14 protein-coding genes are annotated in these 14,539 nt (G+C 50.7%); 12 read left to right on the plus strand and 2 right to left on the minus strand.

Going from position 1 to position 14,539, the window contains the following annotated elements:
* Positions 1 to 221: 221 nt before the first annotated feature.
* The 11 genes from INP78_RS09705 to INP78_RS09755 are packed head-to-tail and all read left to right on the plus strand — an operon-like array spanning position 222 to position 11,844.
* Positions 222 to 1,265: a cyclopropane-fatty-acyl-phospholipid synthase family protein gene (locus tag INP78_RS09705; protein ID WP_194741984.1), complete on the plus strand. Its 1,044-nt coding sequence runs from the start codon at positions 222 to 224 to the stop codon at positions 1,263 to 1,265.
* 8 nt (positions 1,266 to 1,273) lie between these two features.
* The gene (locus INP78_RS09710) at positions 1,274 to 1,810 is read left to right on the plus strand and encodes a DUF2878 domain-containing protein (RefSeq protein WP_194741985.1); all 537 of its coding nucleotides are present in this window, start codon (positions 1,274 to 1,276) and stop codon (positions 1,808 to 1,810) included.
* On the plus strand, positions 1,807 to 2,574 hold the full coding sequence (locus INP78_RS09715) for a DUF1295 domain-containing protein (protein ID WP_194741986.1): 768 nt from the start codon (positions 1,807 to 1,809) through the stop codon (positions 2,572 to 2,574). The genes INP78_RS09710 and INP78_RS09715 overlap by 4 nt, the downstream gene beginning before the upstream one ends.
* Complete coding sequence (locus tag INP78_RS09720; protein WP_194741987.1) at positions 2,574 to 3,206, plus strand: DUF6134 family protein; 633 nt, start codon at positions 2,574 to 2,576, stop codon at positions 3,204 to 3,206. Before INP78_RS09715 ends, INP78_RS09720 begins: the two co-directional genes overlap by 1 nt.
* A 35-nt stretch (positions 3,207 to 3,241) precedes the next feature.
* Complete coding sequence (locus tag INP78_RS09725; RefSeq protein WP_228522789.1) at positions 3,242 to 3,751, plus strand: lipocalin family protein; 510 nt, start codon at positions 3,242 to 3,244, stop codon at positions 3,749 to 3,751.
* Positions 3,752 to 3,795: 44 nt separating this feature from the next.
* Positions 3,796 to 4,737 (plus strand): acyl-CoA desaturase, encoded by a 942-nt coding sequence (locus INP78_RS09730; RefSeq protein ID WP_194741989.1) that lies wholly within the window; start codon positions 3,796 to 3,798, stop codon positions 4,735 to 4,737.
* A gap of 9 nt (positions 4,738 to 4,746) precedes the next feature.
* A complete protein-coding gene (locus INP78_RS09735) occupies positions 4,747 to 5,994 on the plus strand; it encodes an NAD(P)/FAD-dependent oxidoreductase (RefSeq protein WP_194742200.1) in 1,248 nt (415 codons plus the stop codon).
* Positions 5,991 to 6,764 carry a DUF1365 domain-containing protein gene (locus tag INP78_RS09740; protein ID WP_194741990.1) on the plus strand — a complete coding sequence of 258 codons (774 nt, stop codon included), beginning with the start codon at positions 5,991 to 5,993 and terminating at the stop codon, positions 6,762 to 6,764. Before INP78_RS09735 ends, INP78_RS09740 begins: the two co-directional genes overlap by 4 nt.
* Positions 6,765 to 6,766: 2 nt before the next feature.
* Positions 6,767 to 8,068: a cyclopropane-fatty-acyl-phospholipid synthase family protein gene (locus INP78_RS09745; RefSeq protein WP_194741991.1), complete on the plus strand. Its 1,302-nt coding sequence runs from the start codon at positions 6,767 to 6,769 to the stop codon at positions 8,066 to 8,068.
* A 36-nt stretch (positions 8,069 to 8,104) separates the two neighbouring features.
* Complete coding sequence (gene mnmC / locus INP78_RS09750) at positions 8,105 to 10,069, plus strand: bifunctional tRNA (5-methylaminomethyl-2-thiouridine)(34)-methyltransferase MnmD/FAD-dependent 5-carboxymethylaminomethyl-2-thiouridine(34) oxidoreductase MnmC (RefSeq protein WP_194741992.1); 1,965 nt, start codon at positions 8,105 to 8,107, stop codon at positions 10,067 to 10,069.
* Positions 10,066 to 11,844: a tetratricopeptide repeat protein gene (locus INP78_RS09755; protein ID WP_194741993.1), complete on the plus strand. Its 1,779-nt coding sequence runs from the start codon at positions 10,066 to 10,068 to the stop codon at positions 11,842 to 11,844. The genes mnmC and INP78_RS09755 overlap by 4 nt, the downstream gene beginning before the upstream one ends.
* On the opposite strand, the gene INP78_RS09760 is transcribed toward INP78_RS09755, so the two are convergent.
* Entirely contained in the window at positions 11,841 to 12,752 is a 912-nt protein-coding gene (locus INP78_RS09760; RefSeq protein ID WP_194741994.1) for a DMT family transporter, read from the minus strand. The genes INP78_RS09755 and INP78_RS09760 overlap by 4 nt on opposite strands.
* Before the next feature lie 15 nt (positions 12,753 to 12,767).
* Between INP78_RS09760 and dapC the strand changes: the two genes are divergently transcribed.
* A complete protein-coding gene (gene dapC, locus INP78_RS09765; RefSeq protein ID WP_194741995.1) occupies positions 12,768 to 13,958 on the plus strand; it encodes a succinyldiaminopimelate transaminase in 1,191 nt (396 codons plus the stop codon).
* A 64-nt stretch (positions 13,959 to 14,022) separates the two neighbouring features.
* Here dapC and INP78_RS09770 read toward each other — a convergent pair whose 3' ends face one another.
* The gene (locus INP78_RS09770) at positions 14,023 to 14,538 is read right to left on the minus strand and encodes a PEP-CTERM sorting domain-containing protein (RefSeq protein WP_194741996.1); all 516 of its coding nucleotides are present in this window, start codon (positions 14,536 to 14,538) and stop codon (positions 14,023 to 14,025) included.
* Position 14,539 lies beyond the last annotated feature (1 nt).

The following is a 14,539-nucleotide window of genomic DNA, read 5'->3' on the forward strand; positions in this document are numbered from 1 at the left end:
AAAAGCGATACAGAGGATGTAGACATGGAGTGTTCTCTGGTTTTTTAAAGACTATACAGATGAGTATACACCCAAATCCCAACCATCACCTGCCATAGCGCTACCATAGTGCTGTCATAGGCTTGTCGAGCAAACGATAAAAAAATAATTTCTGGATGAAACTAAACAGACGGGCAGATGGACATATACTGCAACAATAAATTGTCACACTAAACATCATCATGAAAACCTTCACCACTTTTGCACTTGGGCTGGCAGAAAAGGCCTTGTTGCCAGACACTATGATTCGTCACGGCATACGTCGCTTGTGTGCAGAGCGCTTGCGTGACATTAACGCAGCAGACTGTGAGCTTGCACAGTTGTCCCTGATAAGCTTTATACAAAGCATGGCAGTTTCAGACATTGCGCCGTTGCCTGAGAAGGCCAATGCCCAGCATTACGAGATTCCGGCACAGTTTTATCAATATTGCCTGGGTAAACAGCGTAAATACAGCAGCTGTTACTGGATGAGCGAAACCAATACGCTGGAAGATGCCGAGGACCTTGCGCTGTCGCAAACCGCTGCACACGCCAGATTGCAAGATGGCCAGCGGGTGCTTGAATTGGGCTGTGGCTGGGGCTCATTGACATTGTGGATGGCCAGCCACTATCCCCGTTCCCAGATTACGGCAGTGTCTAACTCTGCGTCACAACGCAGCTATATTATGGAACAAGCAATGTTGCGTGGGCTGACCAATATTGAGGTCATCACGGCTGATATGAACGTGTTTGATACAACGAAGCGTTTTGACCGTATTGTGTCTGTAGAAATGTTTGAACATATGCGCAATTATCAGCAGCTCTATGCAAAAGTCGCCCAATGGTTATCCCCAGGCGGTTTATTCTTCAAGCATATTTTTGTGCATCGTAACGCAGCCTATCCTTTTGATGTCAAGGCTGAAGATGACTGGATGAGTCAGTATTTCTTTAGTGGTGGCATGATGCCGAGTGATGATTTGCCGCTTTATTTTCAGGATGATTTGAAATTGATTGATAAGTGGCGCTGGGATGGCCGTCATTATGAAAAAACAGCAAACGCATGGCTTGCCAACATGGACCATCACCACGATGCGCTGACGCCGGTGTTGCAATCGATTTACGGTCAAGCAGAGGCTGAAATGTGGCGTCAGCGCTGGCGCATATTTTTTATGGCCTGTGCTGAGTTGTTTGGTTATGACGAAGGTCAAACCTGGTGGGTAAGCCACTATTTGTTTAGCAAAAAATGAGATTAAAAATGATCTCTAATCGGCTGATTATATTTAATATTGTTGCATTTCAATTGTTGTGGTGGACCTGCGTATTATCGGCCAAGCACGGGTTGGACTGGCTGGTATTGATTGTGACGCTGGCATATATATTTGTCCATTTTTGCTGGATAGAGCCCAAACAACAATTGTGGCCGTTCATATTGACGGCCATCATCGGCTGCGTGTTTGATCAATATTTATTCATGATGGATTGGATTAGATTCAATCACCACCCCGCTATCTCTGCCTACATACCGCTATGGATGATTGCGCTTTGGTTGGGCTTTGCCACCACGCTCAATATCAGCCTGCACTGGTTACAACACAGGCTGCGATTGGCCGCCTCGCTTGGCGCCGTGTTTGGTCCACTCGCTTACCTGGGTGCACAACAATTGGAGGCGGTGACGCTTACGCATCCCTTGGAAAGTCTGGTTTGCATCGCGATTGAGTGGGGACTTGCCCTGCCCTTGCTGCTGCTTATTCGGCGCAGATTTGATCAACCAGTGGAGGCCGCCCGACCATGATCTATTGCTATGCCTTGATTGCCATCCTGCTATTTGCCTTGACTGGATGGTTACTCAGTTTTGTGACCAGGCACTACAGCCACGTTGACAGCATGTGGAGTCTGTTCATGGCCATCACCGGCTACGTGACCGCCATGTTTATCACTGATTTATCGCCACGCGCCATGCTGGTTCTGGCGGCAGTGACTATTTGGGCATTGCGACTCAGTATTTTTTTGTGTTGGCGGAATTGGGGCAAAGAAGACCATCGCTATGACACCATCCGACAAAATAACGAACCTCATTTCTGGTTTAAAAGTCTCTATATCATTTTCATCTTTCAAGCCGTGTTGGCGTGGTTGATTGCTTATCCGATTCATGTAGCAGTGAGCAGTGATGCGCCGCTCGGTTGGCTGGACTATGCCGGATTGACGCTATTGGCGATTGGCTTTTACTGGGAGGTGGTCGCTGACTGGCAATTGATGCGATTTCGAGCGCAACCCGAGCATGAGAATGCGGTATTGAAACATGGGTTGTGGCGGTATAGCCGTCATCCTAATTACTTTGGAGAAGCCCTGATCTGGTGGGGGTTTGGGTTATTGGCAGCGACAGATGGTTATGTTTGGATTTGGCTATCGCCACTGTTGATGACATTTTTGCTGCTTAAATTTAGTGGTGTGGGCTTGATGGAAAAGACCATCCACAGCCGCCGCCCGGCATACCGCGATTATGTTGCGACGACCAATGCCTTTATCCCCGGCTTGCCGAAGAAGAGAGATCACTGATGATGTCTAAACGTCTGTTCTACAGCTTGGCCGCTTTGCTTATGCTAGCCCCTGCAGCGCATGCAAAAGATTGGTCGTTTGCCGTGTTTCTGGATAAGCAAAATATTGGTACACACACCTTTAGTCTGACGCAGAACCGCTTGCAAAGTCGCGCCGATTTTAAGGTGAAAGTGCTGTTCATCAATGCTTACCGTTATCAGCATCAGGCCGATGAAGTCTGGCAAGGGCAATGTTTGCAACAGCTTGTTGCTCATACCGAAGAAAATAAAGTCATCACAGAGGTGGCAGGTCGCTTGCAAGAGGGTCAGTTTGTGGTTGAAAAAAACCAACGACCACAAGCACTGCCTGCCTGTGTGATGACGTTTGCCTATTGGAATCCTGAAATCCTCAAGCAATCGCGGCTGCTAAATCCACAAAATGCGGAATACCTGGATGTCGCGATGACGGATCAGGGCATGAAAAATATAGAAGTTAAAGGCAACACGGTGGCGGCACATCAATATCAGCTGTTGGGCAGCCTGGCGGGAAAGGTGAAGTTGAAAATCACACTCTGGTATGACCAGCAGCAAGACTGGGTTGCGTTGGAATCCATCACGCCAGAAGGTTACAAAATTGTTTATAAACTCATTTAATCAATATGTTGAATAATTTTTTAAAAGTGATTTGTATGATGATGTTCTCTGTGCTGACGGCCTGCCAAAACCTTCCACCTGTACAAACGGTGCCTCATGTTGACCTGCCACGGTTTATGGGTAAGTGGTATGTGATCGCGGCGATTCCGACCTTCATCGAAAAAGCGCCTCATAATCCTGTCGAGCAATATCAGCAGGATGCGGATGGCAGCATAGCCACTACTTTTACTTTTTACCAAGGCGGCTTTGATGGGCCATTGAAGCAATATCACCCCACCGGTTATGTGGTTTCTGGTACTGGCAATGCTGAATGGAAAATGCAGTTTCTGTGGCCGTTTAAATCTGAGTATTTGATTGCATATCTGAGTGACGATTACCAGCATACGATTATTGCCAGAAACAAGCGCGATTATGTGTGGCTAATGTCGCGCACGCCAGAGATGGACGCACAAACCTACAGCGAACTGGTGTCAAAAATTAAGGCCATGGGCTATGACACAAGCCAGTTACGCAGGTTTCCCCATGAACACAAGCGTCCAAAATAAACAGATCACAATAAACAGATAATGTTTTGTAGAGAGGGTGTACGATGCAGCATAGAGCGCAGGGCCTGTTTTGGCGATTGATTGGCTGGCTGGATAATCAGCGCTACCAGCCACCGCTGCATGCCAGTGATGAAACCATAGACTGGTGGCGCGTGTTACCTTTTGTGGCCCTGCACGTTGCACTCGTCGCCCTGTTTTGGGTGGGCTGGAGTCCGGCGGCTGTGATTTGTGCATTGCTGATGTATCTATTGCGCATGTTTGCGATTACTGGCTTTTACCACCGTTATTTCGCCCACAAAACGTTTCAAACCTCGCGGCCTGCCCAGTTTATATTCGCTTTCATTGGCGCAACGGCAGTGCAACGGGGTCCGCTGTGGTGGGCCGCCCACCATCGCACCCATCATGTGCATGCAGATCAGCCGCAGGACATCCATTCACCACATCAGCACGGCTTCTTATGGAGTCATCTGGGCTGGTTTTTGAGTCATGCCAACTTTAAAACGCAGGTGGATCGTGTCCGTGAGTTGACGCGGTTCAAAGAGCTTTGCTGGCTGGATCGTTTTGATAGCCTGGTGCCGCTCGCCCTCGCCTGCGCCTTGTTTGCCCTGGGCGAGTTTCTGCGCATCCAAGTGCCGGAATGGCATACCAACGGTTGGCAATTGCTGGTCTGGGGCTTTGCGGTATCGACCATTGCCCTGTATCACGCCACCTTTTGTGTCAACTCGCTGGCCCATGTCTGGGGCAGCCGTCGCTACGCCACACGTGACCACAGCCGGAATAACTTGCTGATTGCGCTGCTGACCTTGGGAGAAGGCTGGCATAACAATCACCATCACTTCCCTGGCTCGGCTAAACAAGGCTTTTATTGGTGGGAACTGGATGTGACTTATTACGGCTTAAAGCTTTTAGAGGCAACCGGCTTAATCTGGAACCTCAAACAAGTGCCACTCGCTGTGCGCAATCAGCATCTGCAAGAAAGGCATTAAAGCATGAGGTTGAATATCGCCATTATCGGCGGCGGCATCGCTGGCAATACGCTCGCCTACTCACTGCACCGCCAACATCAGATCACGTTGTTTGAAGCCAATGATTATATCGGCGGCCATACGCATACTCACCAGGTGACGATAGGCGGTGAAACCCACGCCGTTGATACCGGCTTTATTGTATTCAACGATAAAACCTATCCTGAGTTTGAACGCATATTGCGCGAAACAGGCGTGGCCTGGCGTAATAGCGAGATGAGCTTTAGCGTGCGCAACGAAGCTACAGGTCTCGAATACAATGGCACCTCGCTCAATAGTTTGTTCGCACAACGGCGCAATTTGCTGTCGCCTGCGTTTTACCGCATGGTGCGTGATATTTTGCGTTTTAACAAAGAATGCCTGGCGCTGTTGGCACCAGGCGCTGAGATTCCACTCGGCGATTACCTGCAACAACAGGGCTATTCACAACAGTTTATTCGCGATTACATTATCCCAATGGGCGCGGCCATCTGGTCTACCGATGCCGAGCAAATGCTGCAATTTCCTGCGCGCTTTTTTGTGCGATTTTTTCACCACCATGGCATGCTCACTATCGATCAGCGCCCCCAATGGCGCACTATCGTTGGCGGGTCTGCCGCTTATCTACAAAAAGTGACCGCAGGCTACCGTGACAATATTCGATTAAACGCCTCAGTCATCGCAGTCAAGCGCCATGCACAAGGCGTGTCCTTGACCACACAAGACGGCACAACCAGCACCTTTGATTATGTGTTTTTTGCCTGCCATAGTGACGAAGCACTCAAAATTCTGGGCGCCGAAGCCACTGAAGCTGAAACTGAAATATTGGGTGCAATCCCCTATCAGGATAATACCGTGTATTTGCACACCGATCGCACGCTGATGCCCAAATGTCAATTGGCCTGGGCGGCCTGGAACTACCATGTCACCGCCCAGCCCAGCGATAAAGTGCAGGTCACCTACAATATGAATATCCTGCAAGGCATCCGCTCTACAGAGCCATTGTTGGTGACCTTGAATTACACAGACGTGATTGACCCAGCCAAGATCATCAAAAAACTGTCTTACCGGCATCCCCTCTATACGGCCGCGGGCGCTAACGCGCAGGCCAGGCACGCGGACATCAGCGGCCATCACCGCACCGGTTATGCTGGCGCTTACTGGCGAAACGGCTTTCATGAGGATGGCGTTGTCAGTGCGCTGGCTGCTATCTCACATTTCAATGTGGCGATGTTATGACCATATCGCCACCGCCATTGCAGAGCGCCATTTATACCGGCTGGGTCAGTCATCAGCGCTTGCAGCCTAAACTACATGGCTTTAAATACCGCTTGTTCATGCTTTATCTCGATCTCGAAGAGCTGCCAAGGTTATTTAAAAACAATCGCTTATGGTCTTATCTTAAACCCAATCTTGCCTATTTCAGACGGCAGGATTATCTGGGGCCTGCGGATCAACCACTGGATGTCTGTGTGCGCGACTTGGTCGAGCAACAGACGGGTTCGCGGCCGTTGGGCCGGATCGGCCTGCTGACGCATTGCCGCTACTGGGGCATGTGCTTTAACCCGGTGAGTTTTTACTACTGTCATGACCAATCCGGCAAGTTACAGGCGATTGTGAGCCACATTACTAATACGCCATGGAAAGAAAAGTTTGCCTATGTGCATGCGGTAAAAGATGACACTGCCCTGCTATTCAAATTAAAAAAAGACTTCCATGTCTCGCCCTTTATGCCCATGGATATCGAATACCAATGGCAATTCTCGCTGCCAGCGGACGCGTTAAGCGTGCATATGCAGAACTGGCAACAGTCGCAGGCTATGTTTTACGCCACCCTCAAGCTACAGCGCCAACCCTGGCAAGCCAATACACTCAACCGCCTGCTACTGAGTTATCCATGGATGACCGCCAAGGTCGTCGTTGCCATTTACTGGCAAGCCCTACGCTTGTGGCTCAAAAAAATTCCTTTTTATTCCCATCCTGACCAGCATTCGCGTTTCGGAGATTGAACATGTCGTCCAGCCCTTCATCGACTCCTTTAGTGGTCGATACACTCACTAAACCACTCAAAGCCAAAAGCCGCGCAAAATGGGTCGCGACACTCGCTAAATCGCAGGTGTTAAAACGGCTATCTAAGCTAGCCGTCGGGCAATTAACGATTATCGACGGACCTGATAGCTATGTGTTTGGACAGTTGGTGCCACAAGCGCCTGCAGCAACTATTACCGTCACTGATCCACGCTTTTATGGCGAAATTGCTTTTGGTGGCAGTATAGGCGCGGGTGAGGCTTACATGCTGGGATACTGGCAGGCAGACACGCTCACCGATGTGGTTCGTTTAATGGTGCTTAATCAGTCTGTGATGGATACGCTGGAGGGGGGCTATGCGTGGTTGAGCAAGCCGTTACTCAAAATACTGCATTGGCTCAACAGTAACAGCGAAGCTGGCAGCCAGAAAAATATTGCGGCGCATTATGATCTGGGCAATGATTTGTTCCAGTTGTTTCTGGATCCGACCATGATGTACTCCTCTGCCATATTCGATGAGGATACCACCAGCCTGCAAGCGGCTTCTGAGCGTAAGTTACAGGTCATCTGCGACAAGTTGCAACTGACGCCAGCGGACCATGTGATTGAAATCGGCACCGGCTGGGGTGGCTTTGCGATGTATGCCGCCAAGCATTATGGATGCCGCGTGACCACCACCACAATCTCAGAGCAACAATACCGTTTAGCCAAAGAGCGGATCGCAGCCGCAGGGCTGCAAGAACAAATTACGCTGCTCAAACAGGATTACCGTCATCTGGACGGCCAATACGATAAGCTGGTCTCGATTGAGATGATTGAAGCGGTGGGTTACCAGTATTACAACGTTTACTTTAATAAAGTGAGTCAGTTGCTCAAGCCTGATGGGGTTGCCCTGATTCAGGCCATTACGATTGCAGACCAGCGCTATGACAGCGCTATTCGCTCGGTTGATTTTATTCAGCGCTATATTTTTCCGGGCTCTAATATCCCTTCTAATACCGCGATGCTCACCAGCATGACTCGCGCTTCTGATCTGCGTCTGGTGGATTTACAGGATATTGGTTTGCACTACGCCACCACTTTGCGTCACTGGCGGACGAACTTTTTTGACCAGATAGAGGCGGTGAAAAAACTAGGCTATAGCGAAGCATTTATCCGCATGTGGGACTTTTACCTGAGCTATTGTGAAGGTGGTTTTGCCGAGTGCGCTTTAGGCGATGTGCATCTGCTGCTTGCCAAACCCGGATACCGTGCTTTAGGTCGCCTGCAAACGCGGCGCCAGTAAATACGTCGCGCGAGCAAGCATGGTAAACTGGGCGGCATGAGCACGCACGCAGTTTTAGAGTGGCGCAACGGTCTGCCCTACTCCACACAATTCGATGATGTTTATTTCTCAGTCAACCCAGATCATCCACAGCATGGGCTGGCTGAAACCCGTCATGTTTTTCTGCAACACAACCAGTTGCAAGCAAGATGGCAGCAATTGCCGACGGATCGCCCCAGCCATTTTGTGATTGTTGAAACTGGCTTTGGCAGCGGCCTTAACTTTTTAGCGGCCCTGCAACTGTGGCAGGAAACCGCCCCGGCGAATGCACGCCTGCATTTTGTCAGCATTGAAATTGCGCCATTTACCTTGCAAGATCTGCAGACGGCACATGCACATTTCCCAGAACTCGCTGCCATGAGCCAGGCTTTATGCCAGCAATATCATTTGCTGCAACCTGGCATTAATCAGCTGGAATTACCTGCATTCTCCGCCAGTTTGACTTTGCATATCGGCGATAGCCAGCAGATATTACCGCAGCTAAAACTGCAGGCTGATGCCTGGTTTCTGGATGGCTTTGCCCCAGCGAAGAATCCACAAATGTGGCAGCCTTATTTATTTGAATGTATGGCCAGATGCGCCCATGCCGGGACCACATTTGCCACGTTTACCAGTGCGGGACTGGTCAAGCGGGGTTTGCAAGCGGTTGGCTTTCAGGTTGAAAAAACACGCGGATTTGGCAAAAAACGTGAAATGTTATGCGGCGCATGGCCGTTATCAGAACAGTCCGCTGCGGCATTGCCTAAAGTGGCGATTATTGGGGCGGGTATTGCTGGATGTAGTACCGCCTGGCAGTTAGCCGGTTTAGGCTGCGAGGTGCATGTGTTTGAACGTGCCGCGCAGATTGCCAGTGGTGCTTCCGGCAATCCCCGAGGCATGCTTTATCCCAGGCTCAATGCCGAAAAACCGCAAAATGATCAATTGGCATGGCGCAGCTATAGTTTTAGTGTGCGGCATTATGCCAGCCTTGATTTGGGGGAAGAAGCTTTTCAAGTCTGTGGTTTGTTACAGCTGGGCAGCAATCCTCGTGAGCATAAGCGGGTACAAAAAGTGGCCAGCCGTTATGCAAACCTGGGCTTGTTGCAGCAGCTAGATGCGGCCCAGGCCAGTGAGCAGGCTGGGGTCGCGCTGATACACGATTGCCTGTATTTTGATTCTGGTGCTTGGGTGAATCCCGCCACAGCCTGTGCGCGTATGATGGACCATGCCAATATTACGCTGCATCTGCAGCAAGATATTCGTCAATTGTCTCTACAAAAACAAGGTTGGCAGTTGGCTCATCAGGCAGGCGAAATCAATGATTACTTTGATGCCCTGATTGTCTGCAATGCGGCTGAAGCGGCCAAGCTATTGCCAGAAAGTGGCATGTGGCTGAATCCGGTGCGCGGACAGATGGGCATGATTGCCGGGCAACCCTCTATGCAGGCCCTCAAGGTCGTGTTATGCGGCGATGGTTACTTGACGCCCTTGTTTAAAGGCCAGCATGCGATGGGGGCTACTTTTGCCCCGGGTGATCGTAGCACCGAGGTGCGCGAGCAGGATAACTTGAGTAACCTTGATATGGTGGGCAAGTTAAGTCCGCAATTTGATCATGTCAGCGCCGCAGATGTGACTTATGCGCGCGCATCGTCCAGATGTGGTTCGCCGGACTATTTGCCTTATGTCGGGCCCGTGCTGCCGACAGCGACCTTGAATGCACAGGAGGCGGCTATTAGCGATTTTGCAGCGTTACCTGCGCCGCAAGGGTTATATGTGCATGTCGCGCATGGTAGCAAAGGCCTGATGACCGCGCCTTATTGTGGCGCCCTGCTGGCCAGGCGCTTGCTAAGCGATTTTAGCACCCAGTTGCCGCAACTGACAGAAGACAGTTTTTGGGCGGGTTTGCATCCGCAGCGTCATTTATTCAAGCAACTGGGTTGGAAGTCATTGCTCCATCCTTTCAAGGATCAGGCATCAGCATGAATGACAGCATCCAGCAGTTAAAGCAGCAATTGGCGCGCACGCCACAAGACCCGGAGCTGTATTACGAGCTGGGGCGGCACTACCTGCTGCTTAAGCAAGCTGACCATGCTGAGCAGGCATTTGTGCAGGCGCTGAACCTGGCACCAGATCATCCGCAAATATTGATGCAGCTAGGCAATGTGGCCAGTTTGCGGGCGGATGAATCAGGCGCGGCGCAGTATTTCAGGTTGTCGTTGGCTCAAGATCCAAATCAGGCCGATGTGCATTTTAACCTGGCCAATAGCCTGCGTCAGTTGGGTGACAATGCGGCTGCCATCAAACATTATCAGCAGTCGCTACAACTTGCGCCGCAAGATGCCGAGTGCCATAACAATTTAGGGAATGCTTACCGTGAGCAAGGCCAATTAGACTTGGCAGTCGCTGCCTATGCACGGGCGATCAAGCTTGATCCAAAACTGCTGCATGCAAAAGTGCACTGGATTCATCAAAAGCAGCATATGGCTGACTGGCAGGGGCTGGATGCCGCGATTACTGAGGTGCGCCAGGCGCTTAAACAGCATCCACAGGCGCTGATTCCGCCGTTTGCCTTTTTAGCAATGCCGGGCACTGATGCTCACGAGCAACTGGCTTGCGCCAGTGTCTGGGCGCAACAGCGTTACGGGCATATTCAAGCGCTGCCTGCGTGTGCACCCAAGCCCAGCAGTCAGCGTATCAAACTGGCTTATGTCTCTTCAGATTTCCGGCGGCATCCATTGGCTTATTTGGTCACCGATGTGATCGCGGCACACGACAGGCAACAGTTTGAGGTGTTTTTATATAGCAATGCAAGAGACGACCACTCTGCTGAGCGGCAGGCATTTGTGGCAGCGGCTGACCACTGGGTAGATATTTGCAGCATGACAGACGCCGAGGTCGCCATGCAGATGCGCGAAGCGGAGATCGATATTCTGGTAGATTTAACCGGCTATACGCAACACAGTCGCAGCGGAGTTGCGGCCTACCGCCCTGCCCGCAGCCACATCAACTGGTTGGGTTATCCTGGCAGTATGGGCAAGGTCAATGATCGCCCTTTATTCGATGCTATCATTGTCGATGCAACGTTAAGCCAACTGGCGTTAGTAGAACAGACGATTGTCTTGCCTTGCTACCAACCTAACAATGCTCAACGCCCTGCTGCCGAGGCTGGCACACGCATGCAGCACGGTCTGCCTGAGCAGGGGTTTGTATTTTGCTGCCTAAACCAGAGCTTTAAAATCACACCGGATGTGTTTGCTGGCTGGATGCGTATTCTGCAGCAAGTGCCAGACAGTGTTTTGTGGCTATTGCAATGCAACCAGTGGGCCACATGGCATTTGCAAGAGCAGGCGCAAGCTGCGGGCATTGCTGCCAATCGACTGGTGTTTGCGCCACGCACCAGCATTGCGCAGCATATTGCCAGGCAGCAACATGCCGACCTGATGCTGGATACTGCGCCATATAACGCGCATACCACCGCCAGTGATGCTTTATGGCAAGGGATTCCCCTGCTCACGGTGGCTGGCGACACGTTCCCGGCCAGGGTCACTGCCAGTTTGCTCAGGCATATCGGGCTGGATGAATGTATCTGTGATGATTGGGCGGCGCTGGAACAGCGCGCGATCAGCCTGGCGCAGGATGCCACAGCCCTGGCATCGCTCAAGTCCGCGCTAAAAAAACAGGCTCGTGTGCTGTTTGAGCCGTCTGTTTTTTGCCGCCAACTGGAGCGGGCTTACCGGCAGCTATTGCCTGGAGTTTAGTCAGATTCGCCGACGCTGACGGATAGTATGCCCGCGGCAATAATGCAACAGCCGCCTATCATTTCCATTACCGACATGGTTTCGTGCGCCAGGAAATAGGCGGCAACCGCGGCAACAATCAACTCACTCATAAACAAGACGGATGCCTGAATCGCCGGAATTTTAGTCACGCCATACTGCACTAGCAAGGTCGCTGAAACCAGCAATAAGGCAATGATCAATAGCGTGATGGCTACCTGTGAAGTGAAGATTGATGCCGTGACAAATGCAAGGCCAGCGATGCCAGATTGCCAGAATAATACCAATAGGGATAAGCCAAAGACTCCCAGCCACACCAGCATGCCTTTGGCAGCAAGGGTTAAATGTGTGGAAAAGCGGGTCATGACATTGGTCAAAGAAAACCCTATCCCGGCAGATAACGCCAGCCAGTCCGAGTTGGATTGCGGCCAGGGCCACATCCATTGTCCGTTGGTCAGCATTAAGACCGCGCCCATTAGTGATAATGCAATGGCCAGCAGTTGCGGTTGATGCCAGGGCTCATGCAGCCAAACTCTCGCCAGTAACAAGGTCCACAGTGGCGACAAGTAAAACAGCAGCATGACGCGCATGACTTCACCGTCAATAATCGCCAGCACATAGGTCAGGTTGGTCCAGCCGGCAATCAGGCTCAGCCAATAGGCGGAGGCCGGGACATGAAGGATGTATGTGAATCGTCGCCAGAACAGCATGCTGCCGATTAATAGTGCCAAGCTATAGCTCAACAAACTGGATTGCACGCCAGACAGGCCAATATCATTGAGCAGACGGTAGGGATACCAGATGACGCCCCAGCACAATGCGCCATAGATCAATGCCGCTGAGGCCGTATATTTTTGCCCGGAAGCTTTTTGTTTATGTGACAGGCTCACTTATAATACACACCTATGAATCCAAATTTAAACCTACTCCAGCCCTATCCTTTTCAACGCCTGCGTGATCTGTTTCAGGGCCTGACACCTAACCCGGCATTCAGCCACGTCAATCTGTCGATCGGGGAACCCAAGCATGCCACGCCTGCTATTATCACAGCCGCATTGGCAAACAACCTGAGCGGATTGGCCAGCTATCCTACCACAATCGGCATCCCTGCCCTGCGGGAAGCGATTAATCAGTGGTTACAACGTCGCTATAGCATTCCGGCACTCAATATCGATAAAGCGATTTTGCCAGTCAATGGTAGCCGCGAAGCCTTGTTTGCGTTTGCGCAAGCCGTGGTGGACACCAGTGTTGCCCAGCAACCTGTCGTGATTTCGCCTAACCCGTTTTACCAGATTTATGAAGGTGCCGCCTTTTTGGCCGGTGCGCAACCCTACTTTATCAACACCACGCCAGACAATGACTTTGTCATGGACCTGACCCAAGTGCCGGTGGATATCCTCAAGCGTACACAACTAGTGTTTGTCTGCAGCCCGGGTAACCCATCCGGCAAGGTCATGGATATTGAGGCCTGGAAAACATTGTTTGAGTTATCTGATCAATATGGGTTTGTCATTGCGTCGGATGAGTGTTATTCAGAAATCTATTTTGATGAAAACAACCCACCAGTAGGTGCATTGCAGGCTGCGCATCAGCTTGGGCGCGATTTTAGCCGTGTCGTCATGTTCAGCTCGCTTTCCAAACGATCAAACGTACCAGGCATGCGCTCGGGCTTTGTGGCGGGCGATGCTGATATTGTTGAAAAATTTGCCTTGTATCGCACCTACCATGGTTGCGCCATGAACCCCGCCGTGCAAGCCGCTAGTGTGGTGGCCTGGAATGACGAGGCGCATGTGATTCATAACCGTGCGTTATATAGTGAGAAATTCAGCGCAGTCACGCCCTTGTTGCAACAGGTATGGCCACACACACAATTGCCGGATGCTGCGTTTTATCTATGGATTAATACGCAACAAGACGATACGGCGGTTGCACGGCAGCTATATCAGGAATTAAATATCACCGTGTTGCCAGGCTCTTTCCTGGCCCGTGAGGCGCATGGTTTGAACCCTGGCCAGGGCTTTATTCGCATGGCGCTGGTGGCGTCGACGGAAGAAACCATTACCGCGGCACAAAGAATTCAAGACCACTTTAAGTAGCGCACGCGTTAAAAATAAAAAAGCCGGTTGCAACTGCAAACCGGCTTTTTACTACGTGCAAAAATTAAGCAAATTTTCTGCGCGCGATCAAACCAATGATACCCAAACCAACCAGCATCAAAGCGTTGCTTTCTGGCTCTGGGACTGGCACAACTTCGTGCGCAGTAAATGTCAATTTGTTTGACAATGTCACATTCAACGCACCCGGATTAAATTTAAACTGATAGTCATTGCCAGCCATCAGGTCAACAAAGGTAAACGTTGTTGTTGAACCCAAAGACAACGCCGGAATGTTATAGGATGTAATCAGCGTACTTGTTGAATCATACAGGCTGAAACTAGAGCCGATGCCAATACCCAGCAACGCTTTAAAATCTACAGTCACTGTAGAGTCAGAGCTCAGGTCAAACGTATAAACGTCAGGCAACCAGAATGCACCAATTTGTAGCAAAGATTGTTCAACAACCGGGCCTGCGTTCAGGTCACCCAAGTCAGTCACGTTTGTTGTTGCAAACGCCTGCTGGGAGAAACTGATGGCGGACACCAGCGCCATAGACCCCAAAATATTAGATACTTTCATA

Origin of the sequence: Methylophilus sp. 14, from assembly GCF_015354345.1 — a bacterium.
Taxonomy (GTDB): Bacteria; Pseudomonadota; Gammaproteobacteria; order Burkholderiales; family Methylophilaceae; genus Methylophilus.

Excerpts from the sequence above, each read along its gene's own strand:
- INP78_RS09745 (WP_194741991.1), top strand. The coding sequence starts at position 6,767 with ATGTCGTCCAGCCCTTCATCGACTCCTTTAGTGGTCGATACACTCACT.
- dapC (WP_194741995.1), top strand. The coding sequence starts at position 12,768 with ATGAATCCAAATTTAAACCTACTCCAGCCCTATCCTTTTCAACGCCTG.
- INP78_RS09730 (WP_194741989.1), top strand. The coding sequence starts at position 3,796 with ATGCAGCATAGAGCGCAGGGCCTGTTTTGGCGATTGATTGGCTGGCTG.
- INP78_RS09725 (WP_228522789.1), top strand. The coding sequence starts at position 3,242 with ATGATGATGTTCTCTGTGCTGACGGCCTGCCAAAACCTTCCACCTGTA.
- INP78_RS09755 (WP_194741993.1), top strand. The coding sequence starts at position 10,066 with ATGAATGACAGCATCCAGCAGTTAAAGCAGCAATTGGCGCGCACGCCA.
- INP78_RS09710 (WP_194741985.1), top strand. The coding sequence starts at position 1,274 with ATGATCTCTAATCGGCTGATTATATTTAATATTGTTGCATTTCAATTG.
- INP78_RS09740 (WP_194741990.1), top strand. The coding sequence starts at position 5,991 with ATGACCATATCGCCACCGCCATTGCAGAGCGCCATTTATACCGGCTGG.
- INP78_RS09770 (WP_194741996.1), bottom strand. The coding sequence starts at position 14,538 with ATGAAAGTATCTAATATTTTGGGGTCTATGGCGCTGGTGTCCGCCATC.
- INP78_RS09715 (WP_194741986.1), top strand. The coding sequence starts at position 1,807 with ATGATCTATTGCTATGCCTTGATTGCCATCCTGCTATTTGCCTTGACT.
- INP78_RS09720 (WP_194741987.1), top strand. The coding sequence starts at position 2,574 with ATGATGTCTAAACGTCTGTTCTACAGCTTGGCCGCTTTGCTTATGCTA.
- mnmC (WP_194741992.1), top strand. The coding sequence starts at position 8,105 with ATGAGCACGCACGCAGTTTTAGAGTGGCGCAACGGTCTGCCCTACTCC.
- INP78_RS09705 (WP_194741984.1), top strand. The coding sequence starts at position 222 with ATGAAAACCTTCACCACTTTTGCACTTGGGCTGGCAGAAAAGGCCTTG.